This is a genomic window from Massilia sp. UYP11 (genome assembly GCF_050434805.1).
Taxonomy (GTDB): Bacteria; Pseudomonadota; Gammaproteobacteria; order Burkholderiales; family Burkholderiaceae_D; genus Telluria.
On sequence record NZ_JBNDJE010000003.1, the window covers coordinates 367,290 to 387,501 of the forward strand.

Genomic DNA, 20,212 nt, shown 5'->3' on the forward strand with positions numbered 1-20,212 from the left:
TTGTTTAAAACCTTCCGCGACACGGCCTGACCGGTTAGCGGATTGCACTTCAAGACATCAAGTTGTGGGGGAAGGACTGTTCGGTACCAAAATACTTGTGCAAAATCCTGCCAATTTGCGCATATTATTGTAACGCATGATCTCGGCCGAGGCAGATTCTGGCCCAAGAAATTATTTATTTCAAAATGTATGTTCCGGCGTGGTGATTTCAGCAACTATTTCACTGCCGGGTTGACCGTGTAAATGATAATCGTTATCATTTGCTGATGTCTTCATCCGCGCCTCCCCTCGACCATCAACCCGGGCCTGCCCCCGAGGCCGCGCCCGCGCCTGCCGCCACCGCCGCATTCGTGACGCCTGCCAGCCCCGCGGCCGGCAGCGGCTTGCCCGGCGCCGGCCGCGCCATGTGGCTCAAGCAGCTGCATCAGTGGCACTGGATCAGTTCGGCCATCTGCCTGATGGCCATGCTGCTGTTCAGCTTTACCGGCCTGACCCTGAACAACGCCACCCTGGTCGAGGCCAGGCCCGTGGTCACGCGCCTGAAGGCGACCCTCCCCGAGCCGCTGCGGGCCCAGTTGCAGGCCTATGCGGAAGACCACGTCGACGCCGAAGTGCCGCTGCCGAGCGAGATCGCGGACTGGACCAATGGCGCCTTCCCGGTCGACGTGCGCGGCAAGCGCGCCGAATGGAGCGAGGAAGACGCCTACGTCGCCCTGCCCCGCCCCGGCGGCGACGCCTGGCTGCGCATCGCCGTCGACGGCAGCGCCGAATTCGAGCGGACCGACCGCGGCTGGATCTCCTGGCTCAACGACATGCACAAGGGGCGCAACACGGGCGCGGCCTGGAGCTGGTTCATCGACCTCTTCGCCGTGGCCTGCGTGGTGTTCTGCATCACCGGTTTCCTGATCCTGAAGTACCACGCGGCCAAGCGGCCGTCGACCTGGCCGGTGGTCGGTTTCGGCGTCGTGCTGCCGATCGTGCTGGCCCTCCTGTTCGTTCACTGAGTTTTGCCCACCGCCCCATCAACCTGAGAGAAGACCAAGAATGAAACTGTCTTATTCGCTCGCCCTTGCCCTCCCGCTCGCGTCGGGCTCGGCCATGGGCGCCGACCTGTCGGTCAAGTTCGAACTGCCGCAGCTGAACGTGGCCGAGTACCACAAGCCCTACGTCGCGATCTGGATCGAGCATGCCGACCAGAGCATCGCTTCCAACCTGGCCGTGCTGTACGACGTCAAGATGAAGGACAAGGGCGGCGAGAAATGGGTCAAGGACTTGCGCACCTGGTGGCGCAAGGCGGGCCGCGACGCCACCCTGCCGATCGACGGCGTCAGCGGCGCCACCCGCGCGCCCGGCGCCCACACCATGAAGTTCAACGGCGCCAGGCACGGCATCGACAAGCTGCCGGCCGGCGACTACAAGCTGGTGGTCGAAGCGGCGCGCGAGGCGGGCGGACGCGAAGTGGTCAAGGTGCCGTTCACCTGGGCCGGCAAGGGCAAGCTGGCGGCGAACGCGGCCGGCAAGGAAGAACTGGGCGCCGTCTCGCTCCAGATCCAGTAACGACCAATACACACAATCAGGAGAACCACATGCTGCAGAACAAACTTTACCGAGCCGCCATCGTCGGCCTGATGCTCGCCGGCGCCTCGATGACGGCCCAGGCCCACCGCGCCTGGATCCTGCCGAATACCGCCATGGTCGATTCGAAGGAAGCCTGGGTCACGATCGATGCCGCGATCTCGAACGAGGTGTTCGAGTTCAACCACCACCCGCTGCGCCTGGACAACCTGATGGTCACCGATCCGGACGGCGTGCAGGCCAGGGCCGAAGGCGCCGTGGTTGGCAAATACCGCAGCACGCTCGACCTGCGCCTGCCGAAGGACGGCACCTATCGCCTGGCCATCGTCAACAACAACCTGACGGGCAGCTACAAGCTGAACGGCGAGACCAAGCGCTTCCGCGGCGTCGCCGGCAGCCCGGCGGTCGCGATCCCCGCCGGCGCCACCGACGTGCAGACCACCGCCGTCCACTCGCGCAACGAGACCTTCGTCTCGGCCAACAAGCTCAGCGAGACTGCCCTGAAGCCGGTCGGCGAAGGCCTGGAAATGATCCCGCTGACCAATCCGTCCGACCTGCGCGTCGGCGAGCCGATCCGCGTGCGCTTTCACCTCGACGGCAAGCCGGTCGCCAACCTGCCGTTCAGCATCGTGCAGGGCACCGTCAAGTACCGTGGCGCCTCGGGCGAGCAGCGCTTGAACACCGACGCCAACGGCGAAGCGTCGTTCACGGTGCCGGCGGCGAACATGTACTGGCTCAGCGCCGGCTTCCCGTTCGGCGACAGCAAGCCGCAGCCGGGCGCCAGGCGCTACAGCTACGCGGCCACCCTCGAAGTCCTGCCGCAATAAGCCCGATGCGCGACGTTCTCGTTCCGCTGCAGGTCGACATGGCGCTGCCGCCCGGCGGCAGCACCTTGTACACGACTTCGGGCACGGCGATGGGCACCGGCTGGTCGGCGCGGCTGATGCTGCCGCCCGGCGCCGACGGCGCCGCCCTGACGCTTGCCCTGCGGCGCGAACTGGACGAGATCGTCGCGCAGATGAGCCACTGGGAGCCCGACTCCCTCCTGTCGCGCTACAACCATGCCCCGGCCGGCAGCTGGCATGCGCTGCCGCCGCAATGCTTCGACGTCGCCGACTACGCGCTGCGGGTTCACGACGACAGCGGCGGCGCCTACGATCCGGCCGGCGGGCAACTGGTGAACCTGTGGGGGTTCGGCGCCACCCGGCGGTACGACCAGGCCGGCTTTCATGCGCCGGACGCGGCCGCGATCGGCGCCGTGCTGGCGCAGCGCGGCGCCCGTCAACCGCTGCTCGACCGCGCCACGCGCCGCCTGCTGCAGCCGGGCGGCGCCCTCCTCGATTTTTCTTCCGTCGCCAAGGGCTATGCGGTCGACTGCATGGCGCGCTGCCTCGAGCAGCGCAGCGTGCGCCACTACGTGGTCGAGGCCGGCGGCGAGCTGCGCGGCGCCGGCGTCAAGGCCAATGGCGAACCGTGGTGGGTGGAAATCGAGGCGGTGCCGGATGCCGGGGGATCCGCCACCCAGGCCGTGGTGGCGCTGCATGGCCTGGCGATCGCCACCTCGGGCGACTACCGCCGCTACTATCGACATGGCGCCCGGCGCGCCGCGCACACCCTCGATCCGCGCAGCGGCTATCCCGTGGATAACGGCCTGGCCTCGGTGACGGTGCTGGCGCCGACCTGCATGGCGGCCGATGCGCTGTCCACTGCGCTGACCGTGCTGGGTCCCGACGAAGGCCTGGCCTTCGCCGAGGCGCGCGCCATCGCGGCGCGCTTCCTGGCGCGCGCGCCTGGCGGCCTGGTCGACACCGCGTCCAGCGCCTGGCGCGCTCTATTGCAATGATGTTGACGATCGACCCGCTGCGCTGGGGCGGCGCGCTCGCGCTGTCCGCGGTCTATCTTGCCATGTGCCTCGGCATCTGGCGCAGCCGCCTGGCGCGCACCCGGTCCGGCGGCGGCGCGCCCGACTGGCTCGTGGTCCACGCCAGCCAGACCGGCAGCGCCGAATTCCTGGCCGAACGCACCGCCGCCACCCTGGCGCTGGGCGGCCTTGACGCGCGCGCCGCCTGCATGTCGCGCGTGGACGGCGCGCAGCTGGCCGCCGCCTCGCGCGTGCTGTTCGTCTGCAGCACCTATGGCGAAGGCGATGCGCCGGATACCGCCGCGCGCTTCGCCGGCCACACGATGGGCCAGGCGCCCGACCTCTCGCGGCTGCACTATGGCGTGCTGGCGCTGGGCGACGCGACGTATGCCAATTACTGCGGCTTCGGCCGCGCACTGGACGCCTGGCTGCGCGGGCGCGGCGCCACGCCGCTGTTCGACCGGATCGACGTCGACCGCGGCGCGCCCGAGGCGCTGGCGGCCTGGCAGCATCAGCTGAGCCGCCTGGCCGGCACCAGCGATGTGCCGGACTGGGATGCGCCCGCCTATGGCGAGTGGCGCATCGCCAGCCGCATCCACCTGAACCCGGGCAGCGCCGGCGCGCCGCTGTACCGCATCGCCCTCGCGCCGCGCGCCGGCCTGCTACCCGCCTGGGAAGCGGGCGACCTGGCCCAGGTCAGCGCGCCGCTCGACCCGGGCCATCCGCGCGAGTATTCGATCGCTTCGGCGCCCTGCGAAGGCCGGCTCGACCTGCTGGTGCGTTTGCAGACGCGCGCGGACGGCGCACCGGGCGCGGCCTCCGGCTGGCTGTGCGTGGGCGCGACCCCGGGCGACACGATCCGCCTGCGCGTGCGCGCCCACGCGCGCTTCCGGCTGGGAAGCAATGCCGGGCGGCCCCTGATTGCGATCGGCAACGGCAGCGGCCTGGCAGGATTGCGTTCGCTGCTCAAGGCGCGCATCGACGCCGGAATCGATCGCAACTGGCTCCTGTTCGGCGAGCGCAATGCGGCCCACGATTTCCTGTGCCGCGAGGAGCTGGAAGCCTGGCGCGCCGATGGGATGCTGACGCGGCTCGACCTGGCGTTTTCGCGTGACGAGAACAAGGCGCGCTACGTGCAGCACCTGCTGGATGGGCACCAGGAAGAACTCCGCCGCTGGGTCGTGGATGGCGCAGCCATCTATGTGTGCGGCAGCCTGCAAGGCATGGCCGGCGGCGTGCACGATGCGCTGGTGTCGGCGCTCGGCCCCGAACGGGTCGAGGCCTTGATCGCCGACGGACGCTACCGGCGCGACGTGTACTAGGAAAAAAGAGAACCGCCGGCGCTGCCGGCGGAATCGATCGACCTTGCTGTGCTGAGCAGCGTCAGCGTTTGTCGTTCTTGTGGCTTTGACGCCCCGCTTCGGCGTGCTGTTCCGGCGTGCCGCCCTGGACGCCCTTCTGCTGGCTGCCCTGGTTGCGCCCGCTTTGCTGGCTGCCCTGGTTCAGATTGCTCTGCTGGTTGCCCGAACCATGCGAAGCGCGGCCGCCTTCGCTGGCGATTTCACGCTGGCGCTCTGGATCCATCGAGGCGAAACCTTGCTTGCCGCTTCCCTGGTTGCCTTGGTTGCTCTGGTTGCCTTGGTTGCCGCTCTGGCTATTGCCTTGCTGCGAGTGTTGGTTATTGCCCTGCGGGTTGTTGTTACGCGAATTGTTTGCCATGATTGACTCCTTTTCATCGTGAACAATGTCAGCGGTGCTGACGCGAAGGACTCCATCGTAGCCACCTGAAAGCGCGCTGAACACCAAAAACCGGCAGTCATCCTGTAGGAATTCGCCGCATTGGTGGATACGTGTGGACTGGCATTCCGGAAGAAAAATTCGATATGTATTTGCCAGTTTTTAGAATGATAATTATCAATATGGCAGTTATTGGGAAGAAACAAGCTAGCTTGAGACATCTATATATCTTTGGCGCAATATGAACAGCGACATCGGCCACCGTCTTTTCGTCGCCGTGACGGTGGCATTCAGCCAGGCGCCAACTCGGTAGGCTGCCGCAGGCGCGTCGCTTCAGCGTGCGAACGGGAAGACGGCAGGATGGTGTTTCAGTTGCGCAGCTACCGCCTCGACGACTGACCGGCGCCTGGCGCAGCAGTGGCAGGCGGCCTCGTGCTTGCGGTAGCATGCGCACCATGACAAAGCCCGTCCCATACACTCAACCCTTCTTCATCGACCTCCCCTGGCGCGGCCAGGGCATCCAGCTCGAGGCGCAGTGGGTCGGCGCCCCGGCGTCGGCGGGCCCGACCGTCGTGTTCCTGCACGAAGGGCTCGGATCCGTTTCGCACTGGAGAGACTTTCCCGATGAATTCTGCCGCGCACAGGGGCTGCGCGGACTCGTGTTCTCGCGCTTCGGCTACGGCCGCTCGAGTGCGCGCACTGCCGCACTGACGCCCGACTACATGCACCAGCAGGCGCATGAAGTCCTGCCCGCGCTGCTCGCGCGGCTGGGCATCGTGCAACCCTGGCTCTTCGGCCACAGCGACGGCGCCTCGATCGCCCTGCTGTACGCGTCACGCCACAGTGCCGAGCTGAGCGGGCTGATCGTCGCCGCGCCCCATCTGTACGTCGAGGAATGCGCACTGGCGGCGATCGCGGCGGCGCGCGAGGCCTACCGCGACGGTGCGCTGCGGGCGCGGCTGGCGCCCTACCATGACGACGTCGACGCGGCGTTTCGCGGGTGGAACGACATCTGGCTCGATCCTGCCTTCCGCGACTGGGACATCCGCGCCGACGTGGCGGCGATCACGGCCCCGCTGCTGGCGATCCAGGGCGAGGACGACCCCTACGGCACGCTCGACCAGCTGCACGCGATCGCGCGCCTGGTCCCGCATGCCCGACTGCTGGTCTTGCCCGGCTGCGGGCATTCGCCGCAGCGCGAGTGCAGCGCCGAGGTCATCGCCGCTGGCGGCCAGTTCATTTCCGCCATGGGGCGGGATGGGAAAATCTGAACAGCGAAATATCATAAGGAGTGATAACACGGATCATTAAACATTATTAGAGCAGATGAAGAAACCACGTTAATCTCATTGCATACAAGTAGCGGCACGACGGAAACCGGCGATGCTGCACAGCAAGGAGACATGTGTGAGCAATGTGCAGGAACACTATGATTACCTGATCGTCGGCGGCGGCTCCGCCGGCTGCGTTCTGGCCAACCGCCTGTCCGACAACCCCGCCGTGCGGGTCGCCCTGATCGAGGCCGGATCCGACACCCCGCCAGGCCGCGAGCCGGCCGAAATCCTCGACAGCTATCCGATGCCGCTGTTCTGCGGCGACCGCTTCATCTGGCCGGAACTCAAGGCGCGCGCCACCCCGACCTCTCCGCTGAAGACCTATGAACAGGGCCGCGTGATGGGCGGCGGTTCCAGCATCAACGTGCAGGCGGCCAACCGCGGCCTGCCGCGCGACTACGACGGCTGGGTCGGCCAGGGCGCCGCGGGCTGGGGCTGGAACGAAGTGCTGCCGTATTTCCGCAAGCTCGAACGCGATCTCGATTTCGGCGGCGCGCCGCTGCACGGCGACCGCGGTCCGATCCCGATCCGCCGCATCGCCCGCGCCGACTGGCCGCGCTTCTGCCACGCGTTCGCCGGCGGCATGGAAGCCAACGGCCTGGCCTACATGGACGACCAGAACGCCGACTTTGGCGACGGCCTGTTTCCGGCGGCCTTCTCGAACATCGACGACCGCCGCGTATCGAGCGCCGCGGGCTACCTCGACGCGGCGACGCGCGCACGGCCGAATCTGCGCATCCATGCCGGACTGAGGGTGGAGCGCGTCATCATGGCGGGGCGCACCGCAACCGGCGTGCAGGCGCGCGACGGCGCCGGCCATTCCCTGCGTTTCGACGCCCGCGAGGTGATCCTGTGCGCCGGGGCCCTGCAATCGCCGGCCCTGCTGCTGCATGCCGGCATCGGCGACGCCGCCGCCCTCGGGCGCCTGGGCATCCCGGTCGTGGCCGACCGCCCCGGCGTCGGCCGCAACCTGCAAGACCATCCTTCGCTGACCTTCTGCCATTTCCTGGCGCCCGAATTCCGGATGCCGCTGTCGCGCCGCCGCGCCAGCATGACGGCGGCGCGCTTCTCGTCGCAACTGGCCGGCTGCGACGCGTCCGACATGTATATGTCGAGCTCGACGCGCGCCGCCTGGCACGCGCTGGGCAACCGCCTCGGCCTGTTCTTCCTGTGGTGTAACCGGCCCTACTCGCGCGGCGAAGTGCGGCTCGCCTCGCCCGATCCGCTCGCGCACCCCGAGGTCGACCTCAACCTGCTGAACGACGAACGCGATCTGCTGCGCATGGCGATCGGGGTGCGCAAGCTGGCCGCGGTGGTCATGCACAGCGACCTGCACCGCCATGCCGGCGACTTCTTCCCGGCCTCCTTCTCGCCGCGCGTCAAGGCACTGAGCCGCGTGACGCCGGGCAACGCGCTGTTGACGCGGGCGCTGGGACTGGGGCTCGACACCCCGGCGCCGCTGCGGCGCTGGATCATCGAACGTTTCGTGACCGGCGGCCAGCGCATGAGCGCGCTCCTGGCCGACGACGCGGCGCTGCATGCGTTCATCCGCAAGGCCGTCTTCGGCGTCTGGCATGCCAGCGGCACCTGCCGCATGGGCAGCGCCGGCGACCCGGGCGCGGTGACCGACGCCGAAGGCCGCGTGCACGACGTGGCGGGCCTGCGCGTCGTCGATGCTTCGCTGATGCCGAGCCTGCCTTCGGCGAACACCAATATTCCCACGATCATGATGGCCGAGAAAATCGCCGACGCCATTCGCGCACGGGGCCACCGCGGCAGCGTGCTGCGCGAACCGGCCCTGGCCGACGATTCCTGAGGCCGCACCAGGCGGCACACACGCAGTCGAGACCACCACCACGGCGCCCCGAGGCGCCGGGACCATAATCATTCCACAGGAGACAACCATGGCGCTGGCAACACCCGATACTGTAACAACCGCAAAGGAGAACGACCGCAACACGTTCAGGGCCGTCGTGGCCTCGTGCGTCGGCTGGTCGCTCGACCTGTACGACCTGTTCATCCTGCTGTACGTGGCGCCGATCATCGGCCGCCTGTTCTTCCCGTCCGAGCACGCGATGCTGTCGCTGGCGGCGGTGTACGCCTCGTTCGGCGTCACCCTGCTGATGCGCCCGCTCGGCTCGGCGCTGTTCGGTTCCTACGCCGACCGCAAGGGCCGCAAGGCCGCCATGATCGCCTCGATGGTCGGCGTCGGCGTGTCCACCGCCGCCTTCGGCCTGCTGCCGACGGTGGCCAGCATCGGCGTCATGGCGCCGGTGCTGTTCATCCTCCTGCGCCTGATCCAGGGCGTGTTCGTGGGCGGCGTGGTCGCATCGACCCACACCATCGGCACCGAATCGGTGTCGCCGCGCTGGCGCGGCGCGGTCTCGGGCCTGATCGGCGGCGGCGGCGCCGGCCTGGGCGCCCTGTTCGCGTCGTTCACCTTCTGGGTGCTGTCCGCCATCTTCCCGGGCGAACAGTTCGACGAATGGGGCTGGCGCTGGATGTTCTTCACCGGCATCATCAGCGCGGTGCTCGGCATCACCATCTTCGGCAAGCTCGAAGAGTCGCCGATGTTCAAGAAGCTGCAGGCGGAAAAGGCGCTCCGCAAGGCCACCGCAGCACCGACCGCCAACCCGGTCCGCACCCTGTTCACCGGCAAATACCGTAACATCCTGCTGGTCAACCTGCTGCTGACCCTGGGCGGCGGCGCCGGTTACTACCTGACCTCGGGCTTCCTGCCGACCTTCCTGAAAGTGGTGAACGGCACGCCTTCCGAGACCGCCGGTTTCATCCTGATGCTGGCCAGCGTCGGCGTCATCGTCGCGTCGATCGCTACCGGCCACCTCAGTACGTTCATCGGCCGCAAGAAGACCTTCGTCTGGGTCGGCGTGGCGCGCCTGATCATGTTGCCCGCCATCGCGCTCCTGATGCCCGGCGTGACCGATACCTTCACGCTGGCCATCTACGTCATCGTGTTCAGCATGCTCGGCAGCATGGGCTATGCGCCGCTCCTGATCTTCCTGAACGAACGCTTCCCGACCGAGATCCGCGCCACCGGCACCGGCCTGTCATGGAACATCGGCTTCGCCATCGGCGGCGTGCTGCCGACCTTCGTGTCGCTGGCCTCGCCCATGCCGTCCGACGTGCCGATGTCGCTGGCCCTGTTCCTGGCGGGCATCAGCGTGATCTTCCTGATCGGCGCCCTGGTCATTCCCGAAACCATCGGCAAGCTCGACGAACCTGCCGCGCCTGGAGCCTGACAGAATGGAAAACACAAACGCTCGATCCGCCGAGCGGCAGCCGCCGGCGCCCTTCATCGGGCGTTCCCTGCAACGTATCGAAGACGCGTCGCTGCTGACCGGCCGCGGCCAGTTCGGCGACGACGTCGGCGTCAAGCCCGGCACGCTGCACGCGGCGATCGTCCGGGCGCCGCATGCCCATGCCCTGATCAACGGCATCGACAGCACGCGGGCGGCTCAAGCCCCCGGCGTGCGGGCGGTGCTGACCGGGGATGACCTGGCCGCCTGGTCGAAGCCGTTCGTCGTCGGCGTCAAGGCGTCGATGGAAATGTGGGCGCTGGCACGCGAACGGGTGCGCTATGCCGGCGAACCGGTGGCGGTGATTGTGGCCGACACACGCTACCTGGCCGAGGATGCGGCCGACCTGCTGGTGGTCGACTACACCCGGCTCGAGCCGGTCACCTCGATCGATGCCGCCATCGCGCCAGAGGCGCCGGTGCTGCACGACGGCGTCGGCACCAATATCGCGAGCGACCGCAGCTTTCGCTACGGGGACCCGGAAGGGGCGTTCGCCCGGGCCGCGCACACGGTCGAACTGAGCGTGCGCTACCCGCGCAACTCGTGCACCCCGATCGAGTGCGCGGTGGTGGTGGCCGACTACCTGTCGGCCGAGGAAGGCTACGACGTCGCCTCGAACTTCATGGGACCGTTCTCGCTGCACACGGTGATGGCGCTGGCGCTGCGGGTGCCGGGCCACAAGCTGCGCCACCGCACCTTCCGCGATTCGGGCGGCAGCTTCGGCGTCAAGCAGGCGGTGTTCCAGTACGCGGTGCTGATGTGCCTGGCATCGCGCAAGGCCGGGGCGCCGGTGAAATGGGTCGAAGACCGCCTCGAGCACCTCGGCGGCCTGACCTCGGCCACCAGCCGCCAGTCCACCATCCGCGCCGCGGTCGAGGCGGATGGGCGCATCACGGCGCTTGACTACGACCAGCTCGACGACGTCGGCGGCTACCTGCGGGCGCCGGAACCTGCCACCTTCTACCGCATGCACGGTTGCCTGACCGGCGCCTATGCGATCCCGAACCTGGCGGTGCGCAACCGCGTGGTGCTGACCAACAAGACTCCCGCCGGGCTGGTGCGCGGCTTCGGCGGCCCGCAGGTGTACTTCGCGCTGGAACGCCTGATGCAGCGCATCTCGGTCGAGCTGGGCATCGACCCCGTCGACCTGTACCGCCGCAACTTCATTCCGGCCGACGCCTTCCCCTATCCGGCCGCGGCCGGCGCCCTGATCGACTCGGGCAACTACCAGCGGGCGCTGGAACTGGTCGCCAGCGAAGGCGGCCTGGCCGAGCTGTACGCGAAGCGCGACCGCGCGCGCGCCGAGGGCCGGCTGTATGGCATCGGCTTCGCTGCCATCATCGAGCCGTCGATCTCGAACATGGGCTACATCACCAACGCGCTGCCCAAGGAAGCGCGCGCCAAGGCAGGACCGAAGAACGGCGCGATCGCCTCGGCCACCGTCGCCATCGATCCGCTGGGCGGCATCAATGTCACGATCGCGTCGGCGCCCGCCGGCCAGGGCCACCGCACGGTCTGCGCCCAGGTGGTGGCCGACGTGCTGGGCGTGGATCCCGACCAGGTGGCGGTGAACGTCGAATTCGACACCCAGAAAGATGCCTGGTCGGTCGCCGCCGGCAATTATTCGAGCCGCTTCGCCGGCGCGGTGGCCGGCACCGTGCACCTGGCGGCCATGCAGATCCGCGACAAGCTGGCCGCCATCGCCGCGCCGCAGCTGGGGGTCGACGCCGCCAATGTCGTGTTCGCCGGCGGCCTCGTGCACGCCAAGGACGACCCGGCGCGCGCGCTGCCGTTCCCGCGCATGGCCGCCAACCCGCACTGGGCGCCGGCGCTGCTGCCGGAGGGCGTCGGACTGGGCCTGCGCGAAACCGCGTTCTGGAGCGCGCCGCAACTGGGCGCGCCCGACGACGACGACCGCGTCAACACCTCGGCCGCCTATGGTTTCGCCTTCGACGTGTGTGGGGTCGAGATCGACCGTAACACCGGCCGCGTCACGATCGACAAGTACGTCACCACCCACGACGCCGGCAAGATCCTGAATCCGGCGCTGGCCGACGGCCAGATCCGCGGCGCGTTCGCCCAGGGCCTGGGCGCGGCGCTGATGGAAGAATTCCGCTATGGCGAAGACGGCAGCTTCCAGTCCGGCACCTTCGCCGACTACCTGGTGCCAACCACCTGCGAGGTGCCCGAGCCGCAGATCATCCACATCGAGACGCCGTCGCCGTTCACGCCGCTGGGCGCGAAGGGCCTCGGCGAAGGCAACAACATGAGCACGCCGCCCTGCATCGGCAACGCGGTCGCCGATGCGCTCGGCGTGGCCGACATCGTGCTCCCGCTGACGCCGTCGAAAGTCATGGCGCTGATCGGCGCCGACGAACCGCCGCCCTCCGCGGCCCTGCGCCAGGCGATGCCGGCGCCCGCGCCGGCCACCGCCGGCAAGGGCGGCAAGGCGCTGTCCGCGCGCGGCGAAGTCGTGCTGGCGGCGCCGCCGGAGGCCGTGTTCCGGGTCCTGCTCGACCCGGTCGCGCTGGCCAAGGTCATCCCCGGCTGCAATGCGCTGGAACCGGCCGGCGAACACCGCTACCGCGCCGACGTCAGCGTCGGCGTGGGCATGATCAAGGCACGCTACGCGGCCGAAGTGGCGCTGTCCGAACTCGATCCTCCGCGCAGCCTGCGCCTGGCCGGCTCCGGCCTGTCGGCGGTCGGCAGCGCCAGCGGCAGCGGCCTGGTGACGCTCGAACCGGCCGATGGCGGCACCCTGCTGCGCTACGACTATTCGGCCGAAGTGTCCGGCAAGGTCGCGGCGGTGGGCAGCCGCATGCTCGAAGGCGCGGCCAAGATCGTCCTGGGCCAGCTGTTCGAGCAGCTCGGCCGCGAAGCCGGCGGCCAGGGCGCACTGCCGCAGGCCGGCGCCGGCCAGGAGCGCGGCCTGTGGCGCCGTCTGCTGGCCCTGATTGGAGTACAACGATGAAACCACAAGCATTCGACTACGCGCGCCCCGACAGCGCCGACGAGGCGGTGACGCTGCTGGCCGAGGCCGGCGACGACGCCCGCATCCTCGCCGGCGGCCAGTCGCTGATGGCGGTGCTGAACCTGCGCCTGGCCCAGCCCAGCGTGCTGATCGACATTTCGCGGGTCCCCGACCTGAACTACGTGCGCGCCGGCGACACCCATCTCGCGATCGGCGCCGCCGCGACCCAGGGCGCCGTTGAGTGGCGCGCGCAACTGGCCGCCGAGGTGCCGCTGCTGGCGCAGGCGTTTCCGCACATCTCGCACTTCCAGATCCGCAACCGCGGCACCGTGTGCGGCTCGATCGCCCATGCCGATCCGAGCGCCGAGCTGCCGCTGGCGCTCTTGGCCCTGCAGGGCGAGGTCGCGCTGCGCAGCCGGCGCGGGCGGCGCGTCGTCGCCGCCGCCGATTTCTTCCAGGGCATGCTGATGACGGCGCGCCAACCCGACGAACTGGTCGAGGAAGCGCGCTACCCGCTCGCGCGTGCGGGCGAGCGCTACGCATTCGAGGAATTTTCCAGCCGCCACGGCGACTTCGCCGTATGCGCGGTGGCGGCCGTGGTCGGCCAAGACGGCATCCGGCTGGCGGTCGGCGGCGTATCGGACCGCCCGCGCATGAAGACCTGGCCGCGCCTGTCCGGCGCCGACCTCGACCACGCCATCAATGACTTCGCCTGGGAACTGGAGGCGAAGGACGATCATCACGCCTCGGCCAAGTTCAGGCGTCAACTGGTGCGCCACCTCGGCGCCACCGCGATCCGGAGAGCCTCCACATGAAGACCTACCGCAAGAACGACGTCGTGCGCATCGCGCTGGTGCTCAACGGCCAGCAGCGCAGCGGCATTTGCGAACCGCGCACCCTGCTGTCGGACTTCCTGCGCCAGGAACTGGGCGCCACCGGCACCCACGTCGGCTGCGAGCACGGCGTCTGCGGGGCCTGCACGGTCACCATCGACGGCGTCGCCGGACGTTCGTGCATGACGCTGGCGGTGCAGGCCGAAGGCTGCAGCATCGACACGGTGGAGGGCCTGGACCGCGCGCGCAAGGCCGCGGGCGAAGACGGCCTGTCCGACCTCCAGGAAGCGTTTCGCCGCAATCACGCGCTGCAGTGCGGCTTCTGCACCGCCGGCATCATGATGTCGTGCAGCGACTACCTGCGCCGCAATCCCGATCCGAGCGAAGACGAGGTGCGCGCGATGCTGTCGGGCCACCTGTGCCGCTGCACCGGCTACACCAACATCGTGCGCGCGGTGCTGGAAACCGCCGCCGACCGGCTTGGCAAGCCGCGCGCCCCCGGCGCCCACCCCGACGGCCCCGGCCACGCCGGCATCGGCGCAGCCGAGCAGGCGCGCCTGGTCGACGCCTGACGCCGCCCCCACATCACAACAACGACAAGGAGAACACCGTGCTCGATCTTGGACGCACATTCCTGCAAAGCGTCGAACGCAGCCCGCATGCGCTGGCTGTCGTCGACGGCGAGCAGCGCCTCACCTATGCCGAATGGCATGAACGGATACAACGGGTCGCCAACGGCCTGTCGGCGCTCGGCCTGCGGCGCGGCGACCATCTGCTGCTGGTGCTGCAGAACCGCATCGAAATGGCGACGCTGCACTGGGCCTGCCAGTTCCTGGGCGTGATCGCCACGCCGCTCAACTGGCGCGCCAAGCCCGACGAAGTCGAGTACTGCGCGGTCGACTCGGGCGCCAAGGCGGTCGCGTTCGAAGCAGTGAGCGCGCCGGCGGTGTTGGCGAGCCTGTCCGCCAGCGCGCTGCCGCGCATCGCCGTCGGCGGCGTAGACGGCGGCACCCTCGCCTACGACGACCTGCTGGCGCAGGCGCCCGCGGCGCCGATCCTGCAGGCCCGCAGCGACGACATCTCGCTGATGCTGTACACCTCGGGCACGACCGGCAAGCCCAAGGGTGTGCCGCGCCGTCACCGCGCCGAACGCGCCGCCGCGCTCGGCCACGTGGCGCAGAACCTGTACCGGCGCGGCGAATGCACGCTCGGCGTCATGCCGCTCTATCACACGATGGGCGTGCGCTCGCTGCTGGCGATGGCGCTGATCGACGGCCGCTTCGTGTGCGTTCCCAAATTCGACTGCGCCGCCGCATTCCAGTCAATCGAGCAGGAACGCGTCACCAACCTGTACCTGGTGCCGACGCTGTACCACGACATGCTGGCCTGGCGCGAAAAGAACGGCGCCGACATCTCGTCGGTGACCAAGCTGGGCTTCGCCGGCGCGCCGATGCCGGACGGGCTGCTCAAGCGCCTGACCGAGACCTTCAAGCCCGAGCTGTTCGTCAACCACTACGGCTCGTCCGAGGTCTACACCTTCGCGATCGACCAGGACGCCACGCGCAAGGCCGGCAGCGCCGGACGCGCCGGCATCAACACGCGCCTGCGCGTGGTGCCGCTCACCGCCGAGGGACCGGACACCCTGGCGGCGCCGGGCGAAGAGGGCCAGATCATCTGCGACCTCGAGGGCGACGAATCCTTCGAGGGCTACTGGAACCGCCCCGACGCCGACGCCAAGTCGATCCGCGCCGGCTGGTACTTCACCGGCGACACGGGCTACATCGACGCCGACGGCGACCTGTTCGTCACCGGCCGCATGGACGACATGATCATCAGCGGCGGCGAGAACATCTCGCCGGTCGACATCGAGTCGGTGCTGTCGCTGCATCCGTCGGTCGACGAAGTCGCCGTGGCGGGCCTGCGCGACGAGCGCTGGGGCCAGAAGGTGGTGGCCTTCGTCAAGCTGCACGGCGCCGTCAGCGCCGAAGCGCTCAACGAATACTGCCGCAATTCCGACCTGCTCAACTTCAAGCGCCCGCGCGAATACGTGTTCGTGCGCGAGATTCCGAAGTCGCCGGTCGGCAAGATCCTGCGCCGCAAGCTGGTGGCGGGCGAGTACGACGTCGTGGCGGCGCCGGCCGCCACCGAACCTGGAGACACCAAGCCATGAACAACACCGAGCTCCCGAACCACAAGGCGCGCGACCTGCGCCACTGGCTGGCCCACCTCGAAGCGACCGGCCGCCTGGCCGTGATCCGCGAAGGCGTGCCGCTCAGGCACACGCTGGCGGCGATCGCCAAGCGCCTCGACGGCAAGCAGGCTGCCTTCTTCCCACGCCCCGACGGCCATGACCTGCCCGTCGTGTCCGGCTTCGTGGCGCGCCGCGCCTGGATCGCCGAGGCCATGGGCGTCGAGCAGGCGGACCTGCTCGGCGCATTCCGCCGCGCCGTCGACAATCCGCTGCCGTGGCGCGAGGTCGATGCCGCCGCCGCGCCTTGCCAGCAGGTGGTGCACGACTTCGGCGGCCCAACGGCCGGCGACCTGCATGCGCTGCTGCCGATCCCGACGCACAGCGAACATGACAACGGCCCCTACATCACCGCCGGCCTGGTCATCGCCCGCAATCCCGTCACCGGCGTGCAGAACGTATCGATCAACCGCATCCAGGTGCACGGTCCCGACCGCATGGCGATCCTGATGCTGCCGCGCCATCTGCTGGCGTTCTACAAGGCGGCCGAGGACCAGGGCCAGGCGCTGGATGTGGCGGTGGTGATCGGCGCCGATCCGCTCACCCTGCTCGCCTCGCAGGCCATCACGCCGATCGATTTCGACGAACTGGAGATCGCCGGCGCCCTGCACGGCGCGCCGCTGCCGGTGGTCAAGTGCCGCACCAGCGAGATCCGCGTGCCGGCCAGCGCCGAAATCGTCATCGAGGGCAAGCTGCTGCCGAAAGTGCGCGAGCCCGAAGGCCCGTTCGGCGAATTCCCGAAATACTACAGCGCACGCGAGAACCGCGAAGTGATCGCGGTCGCCGCGGTGACCCATCGCCGCCAGCCGATCTTCCACACCATCGTGCCGGCCGAGATGGAGCACCTGCTGCTCGGCTCGATCCCGCGCGAGGCGACCATGCTGGCGCACCTGCAACGCAGCTTCCCGAACGTGCTGGACGTGCACCTGTCGGTCGGCGGCGTCGGCCGTTACCACCTGTTCGTCAAGTTCCGCAAGCTGCGCGAAGGCGAGCCGCGCAACGTGATCCTCGGCGCCTTCGGCGCCCACTACGACATCAAGCAGGTCACGATCGTCGACGATGACGTCGACGTGCACGACCCGCAGCAGGTCGAATGGGCGGTGGCCACGCGCTTCCAGGCCGACCGCGACCTGATCGTCATCGCCGGTGCCCAGGGTTCGGCGCTCGATCCCTCGACCACGATCGGCCAGATGCACGACGGCGAGGTCGCGCCGCCGCACCTGCAGGGAATCAGCGCCAAGATGGGGCTGGACGCGACCAAGCCGGTGGCCTACCACGGCCACGTCTTCACCAAGGTCGCCATTCCCGGCGAGCGCGAGATCGATCTCGACCAGGAAATAGTACGCGGCGCCACGATCAACTGGAGCGACGCGGCGGTGCGCGCATGAACCGACCGCGCCTGATCGTCGCGATCACCGGCGCCAGCGGCGCGGTGTACGGCGTGCGCCTGCTGCAGCACCTGCGCGCCTCCGGCGTCGCCGAGACCCACCTGGTGATGTCGGCGTCCGGCGTGATGACCGCGCAGCAGGAGCTCGACCTGCGGCGCGCCGACATCGAGGCGCTGGCCGACGTGGTGCACAACGTGAAGGACATCGGCGCCACCATCGCCAGCGGCTCGTTCCGCTCGGCCGGCATGGTCGTGGCGCCGTGTTCGATGAAGACGCTGGCGGGCATCGCCCACGGGCTGGCCGACAACCTCGTCACGCGCGCCGCGGACGTGGTGCTCAAGGAGCGCCGCAAGCTGGTGCTGGTGGCGCGCGAGACGCCGCTCAATCTCGCGCACCTGCGCAACATGACGGCGGTGACCGAAATGGGCGGGATCGTGTTCCCGCCGGTGCCCGCCTTTTACACCCGGCCAGACTCGCTCGACGAGCTGGTCGACCACACCGTCGGGCGCCTGCTCGACCTGTTCGACCTGCCGCACCAGGGCCTCGTGAAGCGCTGGGAAGGCATGGCCAGGGCCGGCGCCGACGGCGCTGCGCGCACGGACAGATTCTAACCATACAACCGATAACACCAGGAGAACCACATGACCCAACTGAACCACCCCGCCCATAGCCTGCTGGCAAATCTCGAAGGCTTCCGGGTCGAGATCGACGCCGGGCGCCAGCGCGCCGACATCATCCTGTCGAACGGCCCGTTCAACATCATCTCGATGACCCAGCGCGAGCAGTTGCGCCTGGTGTTCGAGTCGCTCGACGAAGACGAGCGCGTGCGCGTGATCGTGCTGCGCGCCGACGGCCAGCATTTCTCGAGCGGCGGCGACATCCGCGGCTTCCTGGAGGCGAGCCCCGAGCACGTGTCGAAGCTGGCCTGGAACGTCGCCGCCCCGACCCGCTGCAGCAAGCCGGTGATCGCCGCCAATCGCGGCTTCTGCTTCGGCGTCGGCTTCGAGATCTCGCTGGCCTGCGACTTCCGCCTGGTCACCGACACCACCTTCTACGCGCTGCCGGAACAGAAGCTGGGCCAGATCCCGGGCTCGGGCGGTTCGGCGCGCCTGCAGAAGATGGTCGGCATCACCCGCACCAAGGACATCGTGATGCGTTCGCGCCGCATCCCTGGCCAGCAGGCCTACGACTGGGGCGTGGCCACCGAATGCGTGCCCGACGCCGAACTGGAAGCGGCCACCGACCGCCTGGTCGACGAACTGCGCGCGTTCTCGCCGATCGCCCAGCGCACCGCCAAGAAGCTGCTGAACGATACCGAGGATTCGCCGCTGTCGATCGCCATCGAGCTGGAGGGCCACTGCTACAGCCGCCTGCGTTCGTCGAACGACTTCCGCGAGGGCGTCGAGGCATTCCACGCCAAGCGTCCTCCGGTGTTCAACGGCACTTGAGCGGGGAGAGCGCCTACATGAGCGATCTGCACGCACGGAACTACATCGACGGCGAGTGGCAGGACGCGGCTGGCGGCGCCACCGGCGCCAGCCACGATCCGGCCAGCGGCGCCGTCATCGGCCGCTTCGCCGCGAGTACAAAGGACGACGCCCGGCGCGCCATCGCCAGCGCGCGCCGGGCCTTCGACGAATCGCACTGGGCCCACGATGCGCGCCAGCGCCAGATGGTGCTGCTGCAATGGGCCGACCGCCTGGAGCGGTGCACTGGACTTGCGTCCCTGCTGACCCTGGAGAACGGCAAGGTGCTGCCCCAGGCGCGCGGCGAAATGGCGGCGGCCATCTCGGAGATCCGTTATTACGCGGGTCTTGCGCGCCACATTCCCGGCCATTTCATGGAAGTCGAGCCGGGCGCCTATTCGGCGACGCTGCGCGAAGCGGCCGGCGTGGCCGCCCTGATCATCCCGTGGAACGCGCCGATCGTGCTGCTGATCCGGTCGCTGGCGCCGGCGCTGGCGGCGGGCTGCACGGTCGTGGTCAAGCCCGCGCACCAGACCGCGCAGATCAGCGCCGCCGTCCTGCACGAACTGGCTGCGGTCGAGCTGCTGCCGCGCGGCGTGCTGAACCTGGTGCTGGAACAGGGCAGCGAGGCCGCCCAGGAACTGACCACCTCGGCCGACGTGGACGTGCTGAGCTTCACCGGCTCGAACCTGACCGGCCAGCGCATCATGGCCGCGGCCGCGCCGACCATGAAGAAGCTGTCGCTCGAGCTCGGCGGCAAGTCGAGCTGCCTGGTGTTCCCCGACGCCGACGTCGGGGCGGTCGCGCGCCGGCTGGCGACCGCGGCGACGATCATCTCGGGCCAGCAGTGCACCGCGGCCCGCCGCGTGCTGGTGCACGCCGCCTGCTACGACGCCATGAAGGACGCGCTCAGGGACGCGCTGGCGGCGATCGTGGTCGCGCCGGGAACGACGCCGGGCGCCGGCATGGGACCGCTGATCGACGCCGACGCCCACCTGCGCGTGTCGGCCGACGTGGCGCGCGCGCTGGACCTGTGCGACGAAGTCGTGCTGCGCGGCGGCCGGCCCGACGGCATGCCTGCCGGCGGGCACTTCATGACGCCCACGCTGGTGGCGCATGCCGACGCCTCGGCGTTCTTCACGCAGGAGGAGATCTTCGGACCGTTCGTGGTGCTGGAACGCTTCGAGGACGAAAAGCAGGCGGTGGCGCGCGCCAACGACACCGTATTCGGCCTGTCGGCCAGCGTCTGGACCGGCGACGGCGACCGCGGCATGCGCCTGGCGCGCGCCCTGCGCAACGGCACGGTCTGGATCAACGACCACAACCGCCTGTTCGCGGAAGCCGAAACCGGAGGATACCGGCGCAGCGGCATCGGCCGCCTGCATGGCTATGAAGGACTGGCGGACTTCCTGGAAACCAAGCACATCTTCCGGGACGCGGGCCTGCTCTGAACACCGCACCATAAAACTACAACAACTGGAG

At 68.9% G+C, this 20,212-nt stretch carries 17 protein-coding genes; 16 read left to right on the forward strand and 1 reads right to left on the reverse strand.

Features of this window, described 5'->3' with window-relative positions; translation table 11 throughout:
- The first annotated feature begins 266 nt into the window (after nucleotides 1-266).
- Genes ABIB38_RS08305 through ABIB38_RS08325 form a run of 5 tightly spaced genes read left to right on the forward strand, consistent with a single transcriptional unit; the run spans nucleotide 267 to nucleotide 4,758 of the window.
- On the forward strand, nucleotides 267-1,004 hold the full coding sequence (locus ABIB38_RS08305) for a PepSY-associated TM helix domain-containing protein (protein ID WP_429203286.1): 738 nt from the start codon (nucleotides 267-269) through the stop codon (nucleotides 1,002-1,004).
- Nucleotides 1,005-1,044: 40 nt separating this feature from the next.
- The gene (locus ABIB38_RS08310; protein ID WP_429203287.1) at nucleotides 1,045-1,557 is read left to right on the forward strand and encodes a DUF2271 domain-containing protein; all 513 of its coding nucleotides are present in this window, start codon (nucleotides 1,045-1,047) and stop codon (nucleotides 1,555-1,557) included.
- A gap of 29 nt (nucleotides 1,558-1,586) precedes the next feature.
- Nucleotides 1,587-2,402 carry a DUF4198 domain-containing protein gene (locus ABIB38_RS08315; protein WP_429203288.1) on the forward strand — a complete coding sequence of 272 codons (816 nt, stop codon included), beginning with the start codon at nucleotides 1,587-1,589 and terminating at the stop codon, nucleotides 2,400-2,402.
- Between the two features lie 5 nt (nucleotides 2,403-2,407).
- Nucleotides 2,408-3,418, forward strand: coding sequence for an FAD:protein FMN transferase (locus tag ABIB38_RS08320; RefSeq protein WP_429203289.1), 1,011 nt, complete (start codon nucleotides 2,408-2,410; stop codon nucleotides 3,416-3,418).
- Complete coding sequence (locus tag ABIB38_RS08325) at nucleotides 3,415-4,758, forward strand: sulfite reductase subunit alpha (RefSeq protein WP_429203290.1); 1,344 nt, start codon at nucleotides 3,415-3,417, stop codon at nucleotides 4,756-4,758. Before ABIB38_RS08320 ends, ABIB38_RS08325 begins: the two co-directional genes overlap by 4 nt.
- A 61-nt stretch (nucleotides 4,759-4,819) precedes the next feature.
- Here ABIB38_RS08325 and ABIB38_RS08330 read toward each other — a convergent pair whose 3' ends face one another.
- Nucleotides 4,820-5,155: a KGG domain-containing protein gene (locus tag ABIB38_RS08330; protein ID WP_429203291.1), complete on the reverse strand. Its 336-nt coding sequence runs from the start codon at nucleotides 5,153-5,155 to the stop codon at nucleotides 4,820-4,822.
- A 473-nt stretch (nucleotides 5,156-5,628) separates the two neighbouring features.
- On the opposite strand from ABIB38_RS08330, the gene ABIB38_RS08335 reads away from it, so the two are divergent.
- The 11 genes from ABIB38_RS08335 to ABIB38_RS08385 all read left to right on the forward strand — a co-directional run bounded on the left by ABIB38_RS08335 (nucleotide 5,629) and on the right by ABIB38_RS08385 (nucleotide 20,181).
- Entirely contained in the window at nucleotides 5,629-6,444 is an 816-nt protein-coding gene (locus tag ABIB38_RS08335) for an alpha/beta fold hydrolase (protein ID WP_429203292.1), read from the forward strand.
- Nucleotides 6,445-6,556: 112 nt separating this feature from the next.
- Nucleotides 6,557-8,323: a GMC family oxidoreductase gene (locus ABIB38_RS08340; RefSeq protein WP_429203293.1), complete on the forward strand. Its 1,767-nt coding sequence runs from the start codon at nucleotides 6,557-6,559 to the stop codon at nucleotides 8,321-8,323.
- Nucleotides 8,324-8,411: 88 nt separating this feature from the next.
- Nucleotides 8,412-9,767, forward strand: coding sequence for an MFS transporter (locus tag ABIB38_RS08345; protein ID WP_429203294.1), 1,356 nt, complete (start codon nucleotides 8,412-8,414; stop codon nucleotides 9,765-9,767).
- A 4-nt stretch (nucleotides 9,768-9,771) separates the two neighbouring features.
- Nucleotides 9,772-12,795: a xanthine dehydrogenase family protein molybdopterin-binding subunit gene (locus ABIB38_RS08350; RefSeq protein ID WP_429203295.1), complete on the forward strand. Its 3,024-nt coding sequence runs from the start codon at nucleotides 9,772-9,774 to the stop codon at nucleotides 12,793-12,795.
- The gene (locus ABIB38_RS08355; RefSeq protein WP_429203296.1) at nucleotides 12,792-13,610 is read left to right on the forward strand and encodes an FAD binding domain-containing protein; all 819 of its coding nucleotides are present in this window, start codon (nucleotides 12,792-12,794) and stop codon (nucleotides 13,608-13,610) included. The genes ABIB38_RS08350 and ABIB38_RS08355 overlap by 4 nt, the downstream gene beginning before the upstream one ends.
- On the forward strand, nucleotides 13,607-14,200 hold the full coding sequence (locus ABIB38_RS08360) for a (2Fe-2S)-binding protein (protein ID WP_429203297.1): 594 nt from the start codon (nucleotides 13,607-13,609) through the stop codon (nucleotides 14,198-14,200). The genes ABIB38_RS08355 and ABIB38_RS08360 overlap by 4 nt, the downstream gene beginning before the upstream one ends.
- A 38-nt stretch (nucleotides 14,201-14,238) precedes the next feature.
- Nucleotides 14,239-15,798 (forward strand): AMP-binding protein, encoded by a 1,560-nt coding sequence (locus ABIB38_RS08365; RefSeq protein WP_429203298.1) that lies wholly within the window; start codon nucleotides 14,239-14,241, stop codon nucleotides 15,796-15,798.
- Nucleotides 15,795-17,264, forward strand: a complete 1,470-nt coding sequence (locus tag ABIB38_RS08370; RefSeq protein WP_429203299.1) for a UbiD family decarboxylase — start codon at nucleotides 15,795-15,797, stop codon at nucleotides 17,262-17,264. The genes ABIB38_RS08365 and ABIB38_RS08370 overlap by 4 nt, the downstream gene beginning before the upstream one ends.
- Nucleotides 17,261-17,875: a UbiX family flavin prenyltransferase gene (locus ABIB38_RS08375; RefSeq protein ID WP_429203300.1), complete on the forward strand. Its 615-nt coding sequence runs from the start codon at nucleotides 17,261-17,263 to the stop codon at nucleotides 17,873-17,875. The genes ABIB38_RS08370 and ABIB38_RS08375 overlap by 4 nt, the downstream gene beginning before the upstream one ends.
- Nucleotides 17,876-17,905: 30 nt before the next feature.
- Entirely contained in the window at nucleotides 17,906-18,712 is an 807-nt protein-coding gene (locus tag ABIB38_RS08380) for an enoyl-CoA hydratase/isomerase family protein (protein ID WP_429203301.1), read from the forward strand.
- A 17-nt stretch (nucleotides 18,713-18,729) separates the two neighbouring features.
- The gene (locus ABIB38_RS08385) at nucleotides 18,730-20,181 is read left to right on the forward strand and encodes an aldehyde dehydrogenase family protein (RefSeq protein ID WP_429203302.1); all 1,452 of its coding nucleotides are present in this window, start codon (nucleotides 18,730-18,732) and stop codon (nucleotides 20,179-20,181) included.
- The last annotated feature ends 31 nt before the right edge of the window (nucleotides 20,182-20,212 follow it).